At 75.0% G+C, this 17,104-nt stretch carries 14 protein-coding genes; 5 read left to right on the top strand and 9 right to left on the bottom strand.

Annotated elements, in window-relative coordinates; all coding sequences use genetic code 11:
• Window positions 1-43: 43 nt before the first annotated feature.
• Both H505_RS0101285 and msrB read right to left on the bottom strand, forming a co-directional pair.
• Window positions 44-706 carry a TIGR04222 domain-containing membrane protein gene (locus tag H505_RS0101285; RefSeq protein WP_281173397.1) on the bottom strand — a complete coding sequence of 221 codons (663 nt, stop codon included), beginning with the start codon at window positions 704-706 and terminating at the stop codon, window positions 44-46.
• A gap of 44 nt (window positions 707-750) precedes the next feature.
• Window positions 751-1,152 (bottom strand): peptide-methionine (R)-S-oxide reductase MsrB, encoded by a 402-nt coding sequence (msrB, locus tag H505_RS0101280; RefSeq protein WP_026400514.1) that lies wholly within the window; start codon window positions 1,150-1,152, stop codon window positions 751-753.
• 60 nt (window positions 1,153-1,212) lie between these two features.
• Here msrB and H505_RS0101275 point away from each other — a divergent pair, with 60 nt between their 5' ends.
• Complete coding sequence (locus tag H505_RS0101275) at window positions 1,213-2,295, top strand: DNA polymerase domain-containing protein (protein WP_026400513.1); 1,083 nt, start codon at window positions 1,213-1,215, stop codon at window positions 2,293-2,295.
• A gap of 71 nt (window positions 2,296-2,366) precedes the next feature.
• Here the strand turns inward: H505_RS0101275 and H505_RS39220 are convergent, their stop codons facing one another.
• Complete coding sequence (locus tag H505_RS39220) at window positions 2,367-4,331, bottom strand: Xaa-Pro dipeptidyl-peptidase (protein ID WP_034516122.1); 1,965 nt, start codon at window positions 4,329-4,331, stop codon at window positions 2,367-2,369.
• Window positions 4,332-4,463: 132 nt separating this feature from the next.
• Between H505_RS39220 and H505_RS48660 the strand changes: the two genes are divergently transcribed.
• The gene (locus H505_RS48660) at window positions 4,464-4,718 is read left to right on the top strand and encodes a DUF4236 domain-containing protein (protein WP_341849552.1); all 255 of its coding nucleotides are present in this window, start codon (window positions 4,464-4,466) and stop codon (window positions 4,716-4,718) included.
• A 210-nt stretch (window positions 4,719-4,928) separates the two neighbouring features.
• Here H505_RS48660 and leuA read toward each other — a convergent pair whose 3' ends face one another.
• Window positions 4,929-6,614, bottom strand: a complete 1,686-nt coding sequence (gene leuA, locus H505_RS0101260; protein ID WP_157432873.1) for a 2-isopropylmalate synthase — start codon at window positions 6,612-6,614, stop codon at window positions 4,929-4,931.
• A gap of 287 nt (window positions 6,615-6,901) precedes the next feature.
• Between leuA and H505_RS0101255 the strand changes: the two genes are divergently transcribed.
• Window positions 6,902-7,609, top strand: a complete 708-nt coding sequence (locus H505_RS0101255; protein ID WP_026400510.1) for a FadR/GntR family transcriptional regulator — start codon at window positions 6,902-6,904, stop codon at window positions 7,607-7,609.
• Between the two features lie 6 nt (window positions 7,610-7,615).
• Here the strand turns inward: H505_RS0101255 and H505_RS0101250 are convergent, their stop codons facing one another.
• A complete protein-coding gene (locus tag H505_RS0101250; RefSeq protein ID WP_026400509.1) occupies window positions 7,616-10,006 on the bottom strand; it encodes a HelD family protein in 2,391 nt (796 codons plus the stop codon).
• A gap of 209 nt (window positions 10,007-10,215) precedes the next feature.
• On the opposite strand from H505_RS0101250, the gene H505_RS0101245 reads away from it, so the two are divergent.
• Complete coding sequence (locus H505_RS0101245) at window positions 10,216-11,895, top strand: alkaline phosphatase D family protein (protein ID WP_026400508.1); 1,680 nt, start codon at window positions 10,216-10,218, stop codon at window positions 11,893-11,895.
• A gap of 63 nt (window positions 11,896-11,958) precedes the next feature.
• On the opposite strand, the gene H505_RS0101240 is transcribed toward H505_RS0101245, so the two are convergent.
• The 3 genes from H505_RS0101240 to H505_RS0101230 all read right to left on the bottom strand — a co-directional run bounded on the left by H505_RS0101240 (window position 11,959) and on the right by H505_RS0101230 (window position 15,566).
• Window positions 11,959-13,773 (bottom strand): alpha/beta fold hydrolase, encoded by a 1,815-nt coding sequence (locus tag H505_RS0101240; protein WP_026400507.1) that lies wholly within the window; start codon window positions 13,771-13,773, stop codon window positions 11,959-11,961.
• A 70-nt stretch (window positions 13,774-13,843) separates the two neighbouring features.
• Window positions 13,844-14,416 (bottom strand): TetR/AcrR family transcriptional regulator, encoded by a 573-nt coding sequence (locus tag H505_RS0101235; RefSeq protein ID WP_026400506.1) that lies wholly within the window; start codon window positions 14,414-14,416, stop codon window positions 13,844-13,846.
• A 58-nt stretch (window positions 14,417-14,474) separates the two neighbouring features.
• Window positions 14,475-15,566, bottom strand: a complete 1,092-nt coding sequence (locus H505_RS0101230; RefSeq protein WP_026400505.1) for an ATP-dependent DNA ligase — start codon at window positions 15,564-15,566, stop codon at window positions 14,475-14,477.
• 62 nt (window positions 15,567-15,628) lie between these two features.
• Here H505_RS0101230 and H505_RS0101225 point away from each other — a divergent pair, with 62 nt between their 5' ends.
• The gene (locus tag H505_RS0101225) at window positions 15,629-16,324 is read left to right on the top strand and encodes a dihydrofolate reductase family protein (protein WP_026400504.1); all 696 of its coding nucleotides are present in this window, start codon (window positions 15,629-15,631) and stop codon (window positions 16,322-16,324) included.
• On the opposite strand, the gene H505_RS0101220 is transcribed toward H505_RS0101225, so the two are convergent.
• A complete protein-coding gene (locus H505_RS0101220) occupies window positions 16,303-17,037 on the bottom strand; it encodes a pyrimidine reductase family protein (protein WP_026400503.1) in 735 nt (244 codons plus the stop codon). The genes H505_RS0101225 and H505_RS0101220 overlap by 22 nt on opposite strands.
• Window positions 17,038-17,104: the final 67 nt, after the last annotated feature.

The raw sequence follows: 17,104 nt of genomic DNA, 5'->3' as shown, positions 1-17,104 counted from the left end.
CGCCCGGCGGCCGCCCGCCGGGACCGGCCGTCAGGACCGGCCGTCAGGGGGCGCCGCCCCCGCCGCCGGAGTCGTCGCCGCCGGGGTCGCCGCCGTGGCCGTACCGCAGGTCGACCGACGCGGGGTCGAGACCGTTCCACCCGCGCGAGCGGAAACCGCCGCGCGAGAGGCGCACCCGCTTCGGGGGCGGCTCGCAGAGCACCGCGCGCATCTTGGCGTCCTCGACGGCGGACGGCCCGAGCGCGGCGAGCCGCCCGACGTCCGCGGACGTCCCGCCGGGCGGGAAACCGGGCAGGACGCCCCGCCGCGCGGCCGCCAGGACGGCGCGGCCCTCGCGCGTCGGCCGGAGCCGGCGCGGGAACCCCGCGCCCAGCAGCCCGCCGTCGATCAGGGCGTCGCAGACGTCCCACACCGCGTCGGCCGTCCCGGCGAAGACGAGCAGGTCGGCCAGCGGCGTTCCGGTGCGCGGCACCTTCTTCAGCAGCGCCGCCTCCACCGGGTGGAGCGCGGGGGCGTCGTCGTCCTCGCGGACGGCGGTGTCGACGCGGTGCGTCAGCCGGGACACCCGGACGACGCCCCGCTCGTACAGCGCCAGCAGCGCCGTCTGCACGACGCGCTTCTGGCGGCCGGACAGGAACGCGATCTCGTAGGGACCGTGCATGGGGACCCCCTCAGGGCGTGCCGTCGCCTCTTGGACGCGCGGCACGCTCGGGGGGTTTGCCGGAATTCGCCCGGCCGCGCCGACCGGCGTTACTCGGCGGGCTCGAGGGTCAGCGAGATCGAGTTGATGCAGTAGCGGTCGTCGGTCGGGGTGCCGTAGCCCTCCCCGTGGAACACGTGCCCGAGGTGCGAGTCGCACGTCGCGCACAGCACCTCGGTGCGGACCATGCCCAGGGACCGGTCCTCGCGCAGGACGACCGCGTCCGAGTCGGCGGGCGCGAAGAACGACGGCCAGCCGCAGTGGCTCTCGAACTTGGTCTCCGACCGGAACAGCTCGGTGCCGCAGGCGCGGCACCGGTAGACGCCGACGGTCTTCGTGTCGGTGTACTCACCGGTGAACGGCTTCTCGGTGCCCGCCTCCCGGAGCACGTGGTACTCCTCGGCCGACAGCTCGGCCCGCCACTCGTCCTCGCTCTTGCGGATCTTCTCCATGCCCTCGAACGTACCCGGCGCCTCCGGGGGAATGTCGCACCCCTGGGTTAACGTGCACCTATGGCCTCGCCCTTCATCGAGATCCCGGTCGGGGATCGGCTCGTCAAGGTGTCCAATCCCGACAAGCCGTACTTCCCGCAGCACGGTTACACCAAGCGGCAGCTGGTGGAGTACTACCTGGCCGTGGGGGAGGGGATCCTGCGCGCCACCCGCGACCGGCCGACCACGCTGGAACGCTGGCCCGCCGGTGTCTTCGAGGGGGCCAAGATGGCCACCCGGGAGGACTACGCCCGCGGCCAGGCGGGCATGGGCGCGGGCAAGTCCGACGCGTTCTACCAGAAGCGCATCCCCAAGGGCGCGCCCGACTGGGTGCCCACCGCGCGGATCAAGTTCCCCAGCGGCCGGTACGCCGACGAGGTGTGCCCGTCCGAGGTCGCCGTGATCGCCTGGGCCGCCAACCTCGGCACGCTGACGTTCCACCCCTGGCCCGTCCGCAAGGGCGACGTCGACCACCCGGACGAGCTGCGCATCGACCTCGACCCGCAGCCGGGCACCGACTTCGCCGACGCCGTGCGGGTCGCGCTCGGCCCCGCCCGCGACGTGCTCGGCGAGCTCGGCTACACCGGCTACGTCAAGACGTCCGGGAAGTCCGGCGTGCACATCTACATCCGGATCGAGCCGCGCTGGACGTTCACCGAGGTGCGGCGGGCCGCGCTCGCGTTCGGCCGCGAGGTCGAGCGGCGCGCCCCGACCCAGGTGACCACCCGCTGGTGGAAGGAGGAGCGCGGCGAGCAGATCTTCATCGACTTCAACCAGAACGCCCGCGACCGCACGATCGCCTCGGCCTACAGCGTCCGCCCGGCCCCGCACGCGCCCGTCTCGGCGCCCGTCACCTGGGATGAGCTGGGCGACGTCGACCCGCGCGACCTCACCATCGCGACGATGCCCGAACGGTTCGCTAAGGTCGGCGACCTGCACGCCGCCATCGACGACGCCGCGTTCTCGCTGGAGCCCCTGCTCGAACTGGCCGACCGCGACGAGAACGACCACGGCCTCGGCGACATGCCGTACCCGCCGAACTATCCGAAGATGCCCGGCGAGCCCAAGCGCGTCCAGCCCAGCAAGGACACCGACAACAAGTGAGGCCGCCGCCCCCGGAAGGGGGCGACGGCCTCGCGTCACGCGGTGGACGCGTCACGCGGTGCGGCGGCAGGTCAGAAGAACCGGCGCTCCGGCACCGGCAGGCTGACCTCGGCCGGCCCGCGCCACACCGAGGTCGGCCGCGGGACGCCGAGGTTCACCGGAGCGTCCTCGTCCAGCTCCACCACCGGGAACCGGATCGAGCTGGACGCCAGGTCCACGGTCACCGCCGCGCCCGTGGGCGTCTCGGTGGTGTAGTCGGCGTCCGTTCCGGCCAGCACCAGCCCGAGCCGGTGCCCCTTCTTCAGGACGTACTCCTGGCTCAGCGTCTCCCAGCGGATGCTCTCGAACTCGCCGGGCGTCAGCGGCTCGGGGGCGCTCAGCGAGTCGTGGTTCTGCACGTCCAGCCAGCCGCGCGCGATCACGTTGACCGGCGACGTCGCCGTGGTCACCCGCGTCTCCTTGTAGCACGCGTCGTCGAACGCGGTGCTCGCCCCGTGGCAGCTCTCGGTGTCCAGCGTCTCGATGCCCTCGCCGCGGCCGAGGTGGTCGACGCGCTCGGCCGTCCCGTAGTCGACGAGCAGCGCCGTGACGTTCGCGGTCGGCCGGTCCAGCTTGACGCGCAGCCGGACGTCCGGGGTGCCCGACAGGCGCCCGGTGTTCGGCAGCGGGCCCGACACGAACGCGGCCCGGTACGGCCGGTCGGCCGTCGGGTCCTCGACCATCGCGCCCTCGGAGTACCCGTTCCCCTCGGGGCCCGCCGCGTCGGCGAACGTCGCGGTGTCGCCCTTCGGGGTCCGCTGCTCCGCGAGCGTCCCGTCGGCGCGGGGCCGCAGGATCACCGTCTCGCCGTCCCGCGACGGCCAGTCGTCCTGCGTGATCCACTCGTCCGGCCCGACCTCGATGTCGGCGCGCGGCTCGTCGGTGATCCCGTTGTCGATGCCGTGCAGCTCGTGGTCGAACCAGCGGTGCAGCGTCCGCACCCAGTGGTCGCGGCGGAAGTCGAACGGGTCGACGTGCCCGCGCTGCGTCAGCCACACCTTCCGCTCGACGCCGTGCTGCGCGAGCTCCTCCCACCACAGCGAGAAGTGGTCGTCCTTGACGTTCAGGTCGTTCACGCCGTGGATCGCGAACACGCTGGCGCGCACCTTGCTCGCCCGCCCGACCGTCCCGTGCCGGTAGTCCGTCGTCTTCCAGTAGGCGTTGTAGTTGCCCGTCGCGTCGTCCTCGCCCGCGTCGAGGTCCGCGTTCACGGCGGCGCACTTCTCCGGCGGGTCGGTGTCGACGTAGCCCGCGAGCCACGGCTGCTCGTCCGTCCAGTACTTCACGCCGTTCATCCGGCTGTAGTTGTACCAGCCGCTGATCGCCGCGATCGGGACGATCGTCTCCAGCCCCTCGACGCCCGTCGCCGCGACCCCGTTCGCGAGCGTCCCGTCGTACGACTTGCCGATCATCGCGGTGCTGCCGGTCGTCCAGTCGGCCGCGACCGGGGTGCCGTCCGCGCGGAACGCCTTCGCGCGCCCGTTCAGCCAGTCGACGACCGCCTTGCCGCCCAGCACGTCCGACGGCCCGCCGCTCACCGGGCAGCCGTCGGACCGGGTCGTCCCGACCATGTCCACGGCCAGGAACGCGTACCCGCGGGGGACGAAGTAGTTGTCGTAGAACAGCGGGAACTTCAGCGGGTCGCCGTTCTCGGCGTAGGACTTGCGCTCGCCCTCGTTGCCGCGTCCCGAGTTGTCGTAGTACGGGCTCTCGTCCATGATCACGGGGACCTTGAGGCCCTGCTCGGTCTCCCGCGGCCGGACGATGTCGACGTTGACGCGGTCGAGTTCGCCGTCGCGGTCGCTGTCGACCTGCGTCTGCACGTACACGTGCTCGCGGATGGCGTCCTCGTAGGAGAAGACAGGCTGCGTCACGCCGTCCTCCACCGCGATCTCGGGCGCCGTCCGGGCGAGCGCCGTCCCGCCGCCCGCGGCGAGCGCCGCGCCGGTCAGCACGGCGATCGCGGCCGTCCGCCGCCTCAAGGGTCTGCTGGCCAACCCGCACCTCCGGGAGTGGGAATGATCTCTACCGGAGCACACGTTCCCGAACGCGCGGCATGAGGTAAAGAGCGGTGATCTGCCAACTCTCCGCAATTTTGGTCATGTCCTGCCCTTGCGTCCGGCCGTCCGATGCGGAACCCGAGGTGCAAGGCCGCGCGGAAGGGGAAACCCGCCGCCATGGGATGGCATTACCGAAAATCGATCCGGCTCGGACCCTTCCGGCTCAATCTGTCGAGGCGCGGAGTCGGCCACAGCGTCGGCGCCCGCGGCGCCCGCTACACCCGCTCCGCGCACGGCCACCGCTACCTGACCCTCCGTATCCCCGGCACCGGCCTCTCCTGGCGCCGCCCCCTGCGCCGCCGCACCCGCACCCACCGCCGCTGACGGCGCCCGCGGGCGACGCCGTGCGGCGGCTCCGCGACCCCGCGGAGCCGCCGCACGGCCCGAACGCCGTCCTCAGGGAAGCGAGGACGGAGCTGCAGAAGTTCAAGGGCCTGCCGGAGACCGGCGAGATCGGCCATGTGAGGGACGGCCTCGGACACCCGGGCCGGCGCGCTCCGCACGCCGGCCCGTTCGTCGTGCCGGGCGTTCCCGCTATGCCGTCTTGGCGCGGTTCACCGCCGACAGGACGGCCTGGACGGACGCGGCGAGGACCGAGGTGTCGCGTCCGGCACCCCAGCGGACGACGCCGTCGACGCGGCACTCGGCGTAGGCGACGGCGGGGGAGCCGCCGCCGGGCGCGGTCGCGTCGGTCGAGTGCTCGGCGAACCGGAGGACGTCCACCGCCACCCCGGCGGCGGCCAGCGCGCCGGTGAGCGCGTCGATCGGGCCGTTGCCGGTGCCGGTGTGCTCGCCGGCGCGGCCGTCCACCGCGACGGTGCCGGCGAAGTCGTGCCGGGCGGGGCCGGTGTGGGCGGTGCGCCAGCCGGTGACGGAGACGGGGCCGGCGCGGTCGAGGTACTCGGCGCGGAACAGGTCCCACAGCTGCTCGGCGGTCACCTCCTCGCCGCTGCCGTCGGCGGCCCGCTGCACCACCCGGGAGAACTCGATCTGCAGGCGGCGCGGCAGCTCCAGGCCGTACCCGGTGCGCAGCAGGTAGGCGATGCCGCCCTTGCCCGACTGGCTGTTCACCCGGATGACGGCCTCGTACCCGCGGCCCACGTCGGCGGGGTCGATCGGCAGGTACGGGACGTCCCAGGGGGCCTGCTCGGGCGGGACGCCCAGGTCGGCGGCGCGCTTCGCGTGGTGTTCCATGCCCTTCGCGATGGCGTCCTGGTGCGTGCCCGAGAACGCGGTGTGGACGAGGTCGCTGCCGTAGGGGTGGCGCTCGTGGACGGGCAGGCGGTTGCAGTGCTCGACCGTCCGGCGGATCTCGTCGATGTCGGACAGGTCGAGGCGCGGGTCGATGCCCTGGGCGTGCAGGTTCAGCGCGAGGGTGACGAGGTCGACGTTGCCGGTGCGCTCGCCGTTGCCGAACAGGCAGCCCTCGACGCGCTGGGCGCCCGCCAGCATCGCCAGTTCGGCGCACGCGACGCCGGTCCCGCGGTCGTTGTGCGGGTGCACGGAGAGGATGACGGCGTCGCGGCGGCCCACGTTCCGGTGCATGTACTCGATCTGGTCGGCGTACACGTTCGGGGTCGCGATCTCGACGGTCGCGGGCAGGTTCAGGACGACCGGACGGTCGGGGGAGGCGTCCCACAGGTCCGTGACGGCGTCGCACACCTCCAGCGCGAAGTCGGGCTCGGTGAAGTTGAACGTCTCGGGGGAGAACTCGAACCGGACGCCGGGGCCGGCGAGGCGCGCCACGTCCGCCGCGCCGTCCAGGATCATCCGGCGCACGCCGTCCCGGTCCTCGCGGAGGACGACCTCGCGCCAGGCGGGGCCGGTCGCGGTGTACAGGTGGACGACCGCGCGGGGCAGGCCCTCGATGGAGGCGAAGGTCCGCTCGATGAGGTCGCGGCGGGCGGGCGTGAACACGACGGGGGTGACGTCGTCCGGGACGCCGGTCTCGGCGAGCCGGCGGACGAACGCGAAGTCGGTGGCGCTCGCGGACGGGTAGCCGACCTCGATCTCCTTGAAGCCCATGGCGACGAACAGGGCGAACATGCGGGCCTTGCGGTCGGGGTCCATGGGTTCGGCGAGGGCCTGGTTGCCGTCGCGCAGGTCGACCGGCACCCAGAGCGGCGGTTCGGTCAGGCGGCGGGACGGCCAGGTGCGCTCGACGTCCGGGACGGGCGAGGGCTCGCGGTCGTGGACGGAGCGGTAGCGGTGCGAGGGCATGGTGCTGCCGCGCTGCGGGTTCCAGAACGGCGCGCCGGCGGGGACGGGGCCGCTGGGCGTCCGGAGTGTCGGGAAGGCGTGGGTCACGGGATGTCTCCTGATGTCGCCGGTCGGACGACCGGCAGCACCGGACCCCGCGGCGGGGTGCCGGTCGGATCAGGCCCCGCCGCGGCGGCCGAGAAGAAGGGGCTGCCACGCCATGCCGGGCACTCTAGCAACATGTCAGGTCCTCAGACAAGTTGGGGTCGCGCTACCGTGGTCCGGTCCCGCGTCCCGGAAGGATCCGCATGCCGCTCGGCCCGCTCCGTCCCAGCCCGCTCGTCGAGCAGGCCGCGCAGCGGCTGCGCGAGCAGATCGCGGACGGGACCTGGCCGGTCGGCACCCGGCTCCCCGGCGAGACGACGCTCGCCAGGGAACTGGGCGTGGGCCGGTCGACCGTGCGGGAGGCGCTGCGCGCCCTCGCCGGCGCGGGACTGGTGCAGGCGCGGCAGGGCGCGGGCGTGTTCGTCCTCGCCGCCGAGCCCGACGAGGACTGGCGGACCCGGCTGCGCCGCGCGTCCGTCGCCGACGTCTACGAGATCCGCGAGATGATCGAGGGCCGCGCCGCCGAGCTGGCCGCGGCGCGCCGCACCGACGCCGACCTCGACGCCATCGAGCGGGCCCTCGCCGAGCGCGACGCCGCCCGGCCCGCCCCGGGCGCCGCGGGCCCGGCCGTCGAGGCGTTCATCGACGCCGACATCGCGCTGCACGCCGCGATCGTCCGGGCCGCGCACAATCCGGTGCTCGTCGACCTGTTCGCCGAGTTCGTCCCGGTCCTGCGCGAGGGGCTGCTGGACCTGACGGCCCTGGTGGACGTGGCCCGCCACGACCTCGACCACGGACGGGACGCGCACGCCGCGCTGGTCGCGGCCGTGCGCGACCGCGACCCGGCGGCGGCGGCCGAGGTCATCGCCGCGGAGATGGAGCAGACCCTGGCGGGCCTGCGCCGCCGCTGACCCCGCTCACCCGAGGGACGCCAGGACGGGCGGCAGGTCGCCCGCGTGGACGACCGTGAGGCGGCGGGTCGCGCGGGTGAGGGCGACGTACAGGTCCTGACCGCCCTTCGGGGAACCGTCCAGGATCCCCGCGGGGTCGACCAGGACGACCGCGTCGAACTCCAGGCCCTTCGCCTCCTCGGTGGTCAGCACCACGGCGGGGGAGTCGAGGGCGGCCGGGGTCGCGCCGGCGGCCGCGCCGGGCAGGACGGCCCGGACGGCGGCGTGCCGCGCCGCGGAGACGATCACCGCGAGGCGGCCCTCGCCGATGGCGTCCAGCTCCTCCTCGACCAGGGCGGGCAGCCCGCTCACCGGGAGGTCGACCGCGCGGGGCGGCGCCTCGTCGTCGCGCACGGACTCGGGCGGCGTCTGCCCCGGGTCGACCGCGGCGAGCACCTCCGCGGCGACCCGCATGATCGCCGCCGGGGTCCGGTAGTTGACCATGAGGCGCTGCTCCCGCCACCGGCCCGGCACGTAGGGGTCGAGCATCTGCCCCCACGACGCGGCCCCGGCGGCGCTGCCCGTCTGCGCGATGTCGCCGACGACGGTGAGGGAGCGGGTCGGGACCCGCCGCATGATCGTCCGCCACGCCATCGCCGACAGCTCCTGCGCCTCGTCCACGATGACGTGCCCGTACGCCCACTCCCGGTCGGCGGTCGCGCGCTGAGCGGTGGTGAGCGGCGGGCCGTCCTGGTGGTGCCGCCCGGCGAGCCCGGCCGCGTCGATCACGTCGGCGGCGTTCAGCAGGCCCGACTCGTCCCGGGTCTCCAGGACCTCGCGGGCGTACCGCTCCTCCTCCGCGCGGGCCGCGGCGGCGGCGCGGGCGCGGGCCCGGTCGGCCGTGTCGTCGACGCCGAGCCATTCGGCGGCCTCGTCCAGCAGCGGGACGTCCGAGACCGTCCACTCGGCCGCGGGCGGGCGGTGCAGCAGTGCGGCCTCGTCCGGCCGCAGGCCCGCGCGACCGCCGATGCGGGCCAGGGCGTCCGGGTCGGCGAACAGGCCGGACAGGAGGCGCTGCGGCGTCAGCTCGGGCCACAGCGCGTTGATCGCCGACCGGACGGCCGGGTCGTGCCACAGCGCCTCCTTCGCCAGCCGCAGGTCGGCCTCGTCCATCAGCGGCTCGTCCTCCGCCTCCTCCATCAGCTCCCGCAGCCACCCGGGCAGCCCGCCCTCGCGGATCATCTGCTCCAGCGGCTCGTCGACCATCCGCTCGTACTGCTCGGCCCGGTTCAGCGCGAGCGCTTCCAGCAGGTCGTGGACGAACCGGCGCCGCTGCACGTTGTGAGGCACGCGCAGCGCGCGCGCACGGTCGCGGGCGCGCGCGCAGTCTTCGGCGGACGCCTTCAGCACCATGCCGTCGGTTTCCACCCGGAGCCCGTCCTCCGGGGCGCGCTGCCGGTCCCGGACGGCCTCCGCGACGAGGTCGGCCATCCGCGGATCGCCCTTCACCACCGCGACGTCCGGCCGGTCGGCCGCGGTCGCGCGCGTCCCCGGGAACAGCTCGCCGACCGTGGCGAGGACGACGTCGGTCTCGCCGAGCCCCGGGAGGACCTGCTCGATGTACCGCAGGAACGTCGCGTTCGGGCCGACGACCAGGACGCCGCGGCGTTCGAGCACGTCGCGGTGCGTGTAGAGCAGGAACGCGGCGCGGTGCAGCGCCGCGACGGTCTTGCCGGTGCCGGGACCGCCCTGCACGACGAGCACACCGTGCAGGCCCGCCCGGATCACCTCGTCCTGCTCCTGCTGGATGGTGGCGACGACGTCGCTCATCCGCCCGGTCCGGCCGCGGCGCAGCGTCGCGAGCAGCGCGGCCTCCCCGACGAGCGTGCGGCGCTCCGACTCCGCCAGCCCGTCGAGGTCGAACACCTCGTCGTCCAGCCGGGCGACCTCGCGGCGCCGCAGGTGCAGGTGGCGGCGGCGCGCGAGGGTGCCGGGCGCCCCGGACGTCGCGGTGTAGAACGGGCGCGCGGCGGCGGCGCGCCAGTCGATGAGCAGGGGCTCGTGGTCCTCGTCGCGCAGCCCGATCCGGCCGATGTAGAACGTGTCGCCCGGCTCGTCGCCGTCGGCGCGGTGGTCGATCCGGCCGAAGCACAGCCCGTCCTCCACGCCCGCCAGCCGCGCGAGCCTGCGGGCGGCCTCGTCGGTGGCGACGGCGCTCTCCAGCCGCGCCTGGAACGCGCTCCCGCCGCCCGCCGCCGGCCCCTCGCGCAGCGCGGCCTCGGCCTTGGCGCGCTCGGCGTCGAGCCGCCCGTAGAGGCGGTCGACGTGCTCCTGCTCCGCCCGGACGGCCGCGCGCCGCGCCGCGTCCCCGTCGGTGGTGCCGGCGGATTTGACAACGCTGGATTGACGGGTCTCCATGTGTTAGGTACACTCCTATGTGTAGGGGTGGGTTATCTGTGTCCGCACGTAACCCGCTACCCTAGCATCCCTGCGCGTCCTTTGCGGATGATCTTCCGAAAAGATCACCTTCGTTGCGCGGTGCGTCACCTTCCCGGTGCCCTTCCGTCACCGACCTTCGCGAGGCTGACCGGCGATCGCTGCCGGACTTCTCCGAAAGGTCGCTCCCCATGGCCGACGCGCCCCAGCTCGACCGGCGTTCCTTCCTCGTCACCACCGGACTCGCCGTCGGGACGGCCGCCGCCGTCTCCGCCCTCCCGGGCACCGCCCACGCCGCGTCGCGCCCCCGGCGCGCGTCCGGCGACCCGTTCACCCTCGGCGTCGCGTCCGGCGACCCCGCGCCCGACGGGTTCGTCCTGTGGACCCGGCTCGCCCTCGACCCCCTCGCCGAGGACGGCCGCGGCGGCATGCCGAACCGGAACGTGGACGTCCGGTGGGAGGTCGCGCGGGACGAGCGGTTCCGCAAGGTCGAGCGGCGCGGCACGGCCGTCGCGCGCCCCGAGGACGCCCACTCCGTCCACGTCGAACTGGACGGCCTGCGGCACGGCCGCGACTACTGGTACCGGTTCCGCGCCGGCGGCCACGTCTCCCCGGTCGGGCGGACGGTCACCGCGCCCCGCGCCGACTCGTTCGGCCCCGCGCTCGCCATGGCGTTCGTCTCCTGCAGCCAGTACGAGCACGGCTACTTCACCGCGTACCGGCGGCTCGCGGAGGAGCACCCCGACCTGATCCTGCACCTCGGCGACTACCAGTACGAGTACAAGCCCGACGACTACACGGTCCCGGGCGGGAACGTCCGCGACCACCGGGGGCCCGAGACCGTCACCCTGGCGAACTACCGGCAGCGGCACGCCCAGTACAAGGCCGACCCCGACCTCCAGGCCGCGCACGCCGCCGCGCCCTGGCTCGTCGTGTTCGACGACCACGAGGTCGAGAACAACTGGGCCGACGACGTGCCCGAGGCGGGCTCCGACACGCCCGACCCGGCCGCCTTCCGCCGCCGCCGCATCGCCGCCTTCAAGGCGTACTACGAGAACATGCCGCTGCGCCGCCGCTCCGTCCCGAACGGCCCGGACATCCAGATCTACCGGCGCGTCCGCTGGGGCAAGCTCGCCAACTTCCACATGCTCGACACCCGCCAGTTCCGCGACGACCAGGGCTGCGGCGACGGCTACAAGGACTGCCCGGCCGCCACCGACCCCAAGCGGTCCATCACCGGCGCGGAGCAGGAGAAGTGGCTGCTGGACGGCTTCGCCGCGTCCCGCGCCCGCTGGGACGTCATCGGCCAGCAGGTCTTCTTCGCGCAGCGCGACAACAACGCCGGCCCCGCGAAGATCACCTCGATGGACGGCTGGGACGGCTACGTCGCGTCCCGCGAGCGCATCACGCGGGGCTGGCTCGACCGGAAGGTGCGCAACCCCGTCGTCCTCACCGGCGACGTGCACGCCCACTGGGCGAGCGACCTCAAGCTCGACTACGACGACCCGGACGCGCCGGCCGTCGGCTCCGAGCTCGTCGCGACGTCCATCACCAGCGGCGGCGACGGGACGGACTCCGACCCCGCCGACCACCCGTTCCTGCAGATCAACCCGCACCTGCGCTTCTACAACAACCAGCGCGGCTACGTGCTCACCAAGATCGACAAGCACGAGATGCGGGCCGACTTCAAGACCCTCCCGACCGTCCGCGACCACGGGGCCCGGGCGTCCACGAAGGCCACCTTCGTGATCGAGGACGAAGTGCCGGGCGTCCGGCAGACCTACCTGCGGCCCTTCGACGCGCCCAAGATGTCGGTCAAGTCCGACCGGGACCTGATCCAGGAGACCATCCGGAACGAGACCGTGCGCTGACCCGCGGTCTCCCGCCGGACCCCCGGGCGCCGCGCACCGCGCCCGGGGCCCGGCCGGTCGCCCTCACTCCGCCGGGACGGCCTCCGCGGCGGCCTCCGCGATCGCGGCGGCCACCTCGGCGGGACGGCTGAGCTGCGGGTGGTGCCCGGCCCCGCGGACGACCGTCACCGGGACGCCCGGCACCGCCGCGACGAGCGGGTCGGCCTCCCCGGCCACGAGCCGCAGCGGCACCGGGCAGGACTCCGCCAGCGACCGCAGCGCCGCCCGCTCGGACGGCCGCTGCGCGCGGGCGAGCCACCGCGCCGTGCGGCGCGCGACCCCCGGGCGGCGCAGCTGCGCGGCCGCGTCCTCCAGCGCCCGCAGTGCCGGGCCGTCCGGCGCCTCCCCGCCGAGCAGCACCCGGCCGAGCCGTGCGGGCGAGGCCGTCCGCAGGGCCGGGCCGACGAGCGCCGAGGCGCGCAGATGCGGGGCCGGGCGGCGCTGGAGGAAGTAGGGCGAGACCAGGACGAGCGCTCCGACCCGCTCCGGGCGGGCGTGCGCGAACCGGAGCGCGGGCCCGGCGGCGGCCGAGTGCGCGACGACCACCGGCCGGGTCCGCACCGGCGCCAGCAGGTCCGCGAGCCAGGCGTCCGGGGCGCCCGGCGCCGGGGCGGAGCGGCCGAGGCCCGGCAGGTCGGCGACCAGCGCCGGACCGTCCAGCTCGGCCGCGACGCCCCGCCAGCTCTCGCCGTCGAGCGGCAGGCCGTGCAGCAGGACGCGGGCGGGGGAGCGGCGGTCGCCCGCGACGTAGGTCCGGGCGCCGCCGACCGTGCGGAACCCGCCCGGCAGCGGCGGCTCGGCGCGCCCGAACCGCTCCGCGACGAGCCGGTCCGCCCACGCGCGCAGGGCGTCCGCCGCCGGCGGGTGCGCGAGCCCGGCCGCCGCCGCGAGCGCGTCGGCCGACGCGGTGTCGTAGCGGTCCTCGGACAGGAACGGCAGCGTCTCGGGATCGACGCCGATCAGGGCGCGCGGCAGCCGCCGGACCAGCCCGACCGGGACGACCGCGCGCGGTGCGCGCACGCCGAGGTGCCGCGCCAGGTCGCCGATCAGCTCCGGCAGCTCCGGCGTGGCGGCGTCCAGGACCCAGTGGGCGCGGTACGGCCCCGTGTCGTGCTCGGGCACGGCCGCCATGAAGCGCGCGAGGTGGTCGACGGCCACGACCGGGACGAACGTGCGCCGCGTGCCCGCGAGGGCCGGGAGCCGTCCCGTCCACAGCCGCTCCACGAGTTCGGCGAGGCCGATGTACTGCCCCGCCTCGCCGGTGACCGAGTGGCCGATCACCCCGGACGGGTTGACCACGGTCAGCGGCACGCCCGCCTGCTCGGCGAAGGCGCGCACCGCCGCGTCCCCCTCGCGCTTCGACGCCTCGTACGCGCCGTACCGCCGGTAGAGGCCGTCGAGTTCCCCGGCGGGAACGGGCGCGTCCGCCGCGCCGACGCGGTAGCCGGACACGTGGACGAGGCGGCGCAGGCGCGGGAGCGCGGCGGCCCACCGCGCGACGTGCAGCGCGCCGTCGACGTTGGCGCGGCGCGCCTCGTCCCGCCCGAGGCCGAACCGGTAGACGGCCGCGGTGCCGAAGACGTCCCGGACGGCGCGGAGCCGGTCGCCGTCCGCGGGCGGCAGCGCGAGCCCGGGGCGGGTGACGTCGGCCGCGACGGTCGTGAGCGCCCGGTCGTCGGCGCCGCGTTCGCGCAGCCACGCGCGCAGGCCGTCCGCGCGGGCCGGTCCGCCGCGGACGGTCGCGGCGACCGCCCGGCCGCGGCCGAGCAGCTCCGCCGTCAGCCGGCGGCCGATGAGGCCGGTGGCGCCGACGACGAGGGCGTCGGGTTCGGTGGCCATGACACCTCCAAGTAGACCGATCTACATAATTTGCGGGCATGCGAAGCGCGGCGCCTTCGCCGCCTGCGGGTCAGGAGCCGAGCAGGGGCCGCACGGCGCGCCGGGCCCGTTCGACGGGCGCCCGGCTGCGCTGCGCGCGCGCCAGGACGAGCGCCCCCTCGATCAGCGCCAGCAGCGCCCCCGCGAGGTCGCCGGCCCGGGCCGGGGAGCGGCCGTCGGCGACCAGGCGGTCCGCGAGCGCGCGCTCCCAGCCGCGGTAGACGTCCGCGCACGCCCGCTGCAGCGCGCCGTCGCCGGCCGCCGCCTCGAGGGCGACCGCGGCGATCGGGCAGCCCTTGGCGTACCCGGCCGCCTCCATCCGGTCCGCCAGCGCGTCCAGCACCGCCTCGACCAGCCCGGCGGTGCCGGGCGCCTCCTCGGCGAGCGCCGCGATCAGCTCGGTGACCTCCCGTCCCGAGACGGCGAGCGCCTCGGCGACGAGCTGGTCCTTGCCGCCGGGGAAGTGGTGGTACAGCGAGCCGCGCGGCGCCTTCGCGGCCGCGATGACGTCGTTCAGCCCGGCGCCGAAGTACCCGCGCTCCTCGACGAGCGCGCGCGCCGCCTCGATCAGCCGCGCCCGCGTCGCGTCCCCTCTGCCCGCCATGCGGTGGATACTAGACCGGTCTACATAATTCGTCCACCGGCGCCCCGGCGGACGGCCCTCAGCGGTCGGCGCGGGGGCTGGTCGCCGAGCCCCCGAGGATCTGGTCCAGGTCGTAGGCGACGGGCGTCTCGAGCTGCTCGTACGTGCACGACTCCGGCGTCCGGTCGGGGCGCCAGTTGCGGAAGCGGGCGGTGTGCCGGAACCGGTCGCCCTCCATCGCCTCGTAGGCCACCTCCACGACCAGCTCGGGGCGCAGCGCGACCCACGACAGGTCCTTCTTGCCGGTCCAGCGGGAGATCGCGCCCGGCATCCGGTCGACGGTCGCCTCGGTCTGCCGCGCCCACTCCGCCCACGGGTGGCCGTCGTAGTCCTCCATCCGGTACGGCTGGAGCTCCTCGACGAGCTCCGCGCGCCGCTTCATCGTGAACGACGCCGCCACGCCCACGTGCTGCAGGTGGCCCTTGTCGTTGTAGAGGCCGAGCAGCAGCGACCCGACGATCGGCCCGGACTTGTGCCAGCGGAAGCCCGCGACGACGCAGTCGCAGGTGCGCTCGTGCTTGATCTTGAACTGGACGCGCTTGTCGGGCTCGTACGGCAGGTCGCGCGGCTTGGCGATGACGCCGTCGAGGCCCGCGCCCTCGAACTCGTCGAACCAGCGCAGCGCCAGCTCGTACGAGTCGGACGCGGGGGTGACGTGGATCGGCGCGTTCGCCCCGGCCAGGGCCTCGACGAGCCGCCGGCGGCGCTCGCCGAGCGGCTCCTCCAGGTAGGACTCGTCACCGAGCGCGAGCAGGTCGAACGCCACGAACGACGCCGGGGTCTGCTCGGACAGCAGCTTGATCCGGGACGCGGCCGGGTGGATGCGCTGCTGCAGCGTGTCGAAGTCGAGCCGGGAACCGCGCGGCATGACGATCTCGCCGTCCACCACGCAGCGCTCCGGCAGCTCCCGCTTCACCGCCTCCACCAGCTCGGGGAAGTACCGGGTGAGCGGCTTCTCGCCGCGGCTCGACAGCTCCACCTCGTCGCCGTCCCGGAAGACGATGCAGCGGAAGCCGTCCCACTTCGGCTCGTACAGCAGGTCGCCCTGGGGCATGGTCTTGACCGCCTTGGCCAGCATCGGCGAGAACGGCGGACTGATCGGCAGCTCCATGCCCCCATCTTGCGCCCGGCCACCGACAGTATGCGGGCCCGGGGTCCGATAACGTGCGGCTCATGCGCCGCCTGCTGCCGGAACCCGCGATCGACGGCGCCGACCCCTACGCCGAGTACGGCGACGCGCCCGGGCTGCGCGTCGGCATGGTGATGAGCGCGGACGGCTCGGTCACCGACGCCGAGGGCTGGACGGACGGGCTCGGCGGGGCGGCCGACTTCCGGGTGTTCCGCACCCTGCGGGCGCTCGCCGACGCGATCCTCGTCGGCGCCGGGACCGTCCGGACGGGACGGCTCGGCCCCGCGCGGCTCCGCTCCGACCTGCGCGCGCGCCGGGGCGGCCCGCCCGCGCCCATCGTGGTCGTGAGCCGTTCGCTCGGCTTCGACTGGACGCTCCCGCTGTTCACCGAGGCCGAGACCCCGACCGTGGTCGTCACCACCGAGCGTGCGCGCGCGCACGTCCCGTCCGGGATCCGCGTGATCGCCGCCGGAGAGGACGACGTCGACCTGCCGGAGGCCGTCCGGCTCCTGCACGCCGAGCTGGGGCCGCGCCTGCTCTGCGAGGGCGGGCCCGGCCTCGCCACCGCGCTGCTCCGCGCGTCGCTGGTCGACGAGCTGTGCCTCAACATCGCCCCCGCGCTGCACGGCCCGCGCACGCCGCTGCTCGCCGCGCTGCCCGCCGAGATCCCGCTGGAGCCGGCGGCGCTGTACCTGGACGAGGGCGTGCTGTTCGTCCGCTACCGGGTGGCGCGGGTGTAGCGGAGGAAGAGGTAGTCCTCGTCGGTGAGGGCGTCCGCGAGCCGCCAGCGCGCCGGGTCGGGCACGCTCGGGCCGTCGAGGATCCGCAGCGCGTCGCCGCCGAGCAGCATCGGGCTGAGCGTCAGGCACAGCTCGTCGAGGAGGCCGGCGGCGGCGATCTGGCCGAGGACGGCGGGGCCGCCCTCGCACAGCAGCCGCCGGTGGCCGCGCGCGGCGAGCGCCCGGAACGCGACGCCGAAGTCGAGGGCCCGCTCCCCGGCGATGATCACGTCGGCGTGCGCGCGGGCCGTCCGCAGCCGGTCCGGGTCGGCGTCCGCGCAGGTCAGCACGATCGTCGGGACGGGCGCCTCGGTGAACACCGGGCCGTCGAAGTCCAGGCCGAGGGAGCGGGAGACGATCACGAGCGGCGGCACCGGCGGACGTCCGTCCCGCACGCCGTCCCACTCGGGGACGGGCCGGACCGGCCCGTAGCCCTCGGCGCGGACGGTCCCCGCGCCGACGACGACCGCGTCGGCGAGGCCGCGCAGCAGCAGGAACAGCCGCCGGTCGGCCGCGTTGCCGAGGCCGCCGCTGCGCTCGTCGCGCTGGGCGGCGCCGTCGAGGCCGGCGACCATGTTGGCGCGCAGCCACATCCCCCCGGGCGGGGGATCGGCCGGGTAGGCGTACCGCTCGGCGAGGTCGGCGGGCTCGGCAGAAGACGTCAGTGGCCGCATAGGGATCTCACGGTAGTACACGGTCGCGAGCGGCAATCTGTGCGAATTCCTCATTTCCGCGTCATGC

Origin of the sequence: Actinomadura rifamycini DSM 43936, assembly GCF_000425065.1 — a bacterium.
GTDB lineage: Bacteria > Actinomycetota > Actinomycetes > Streptosporangiales > Streptosporangiaceae > Spirillospora > Spirillospora rifamycini.
The sequence above is the reverse complement of the archived record's forward strand: the minus strand, read 5'-3'. Positions and strand labels throughout refer to the sequence as shown.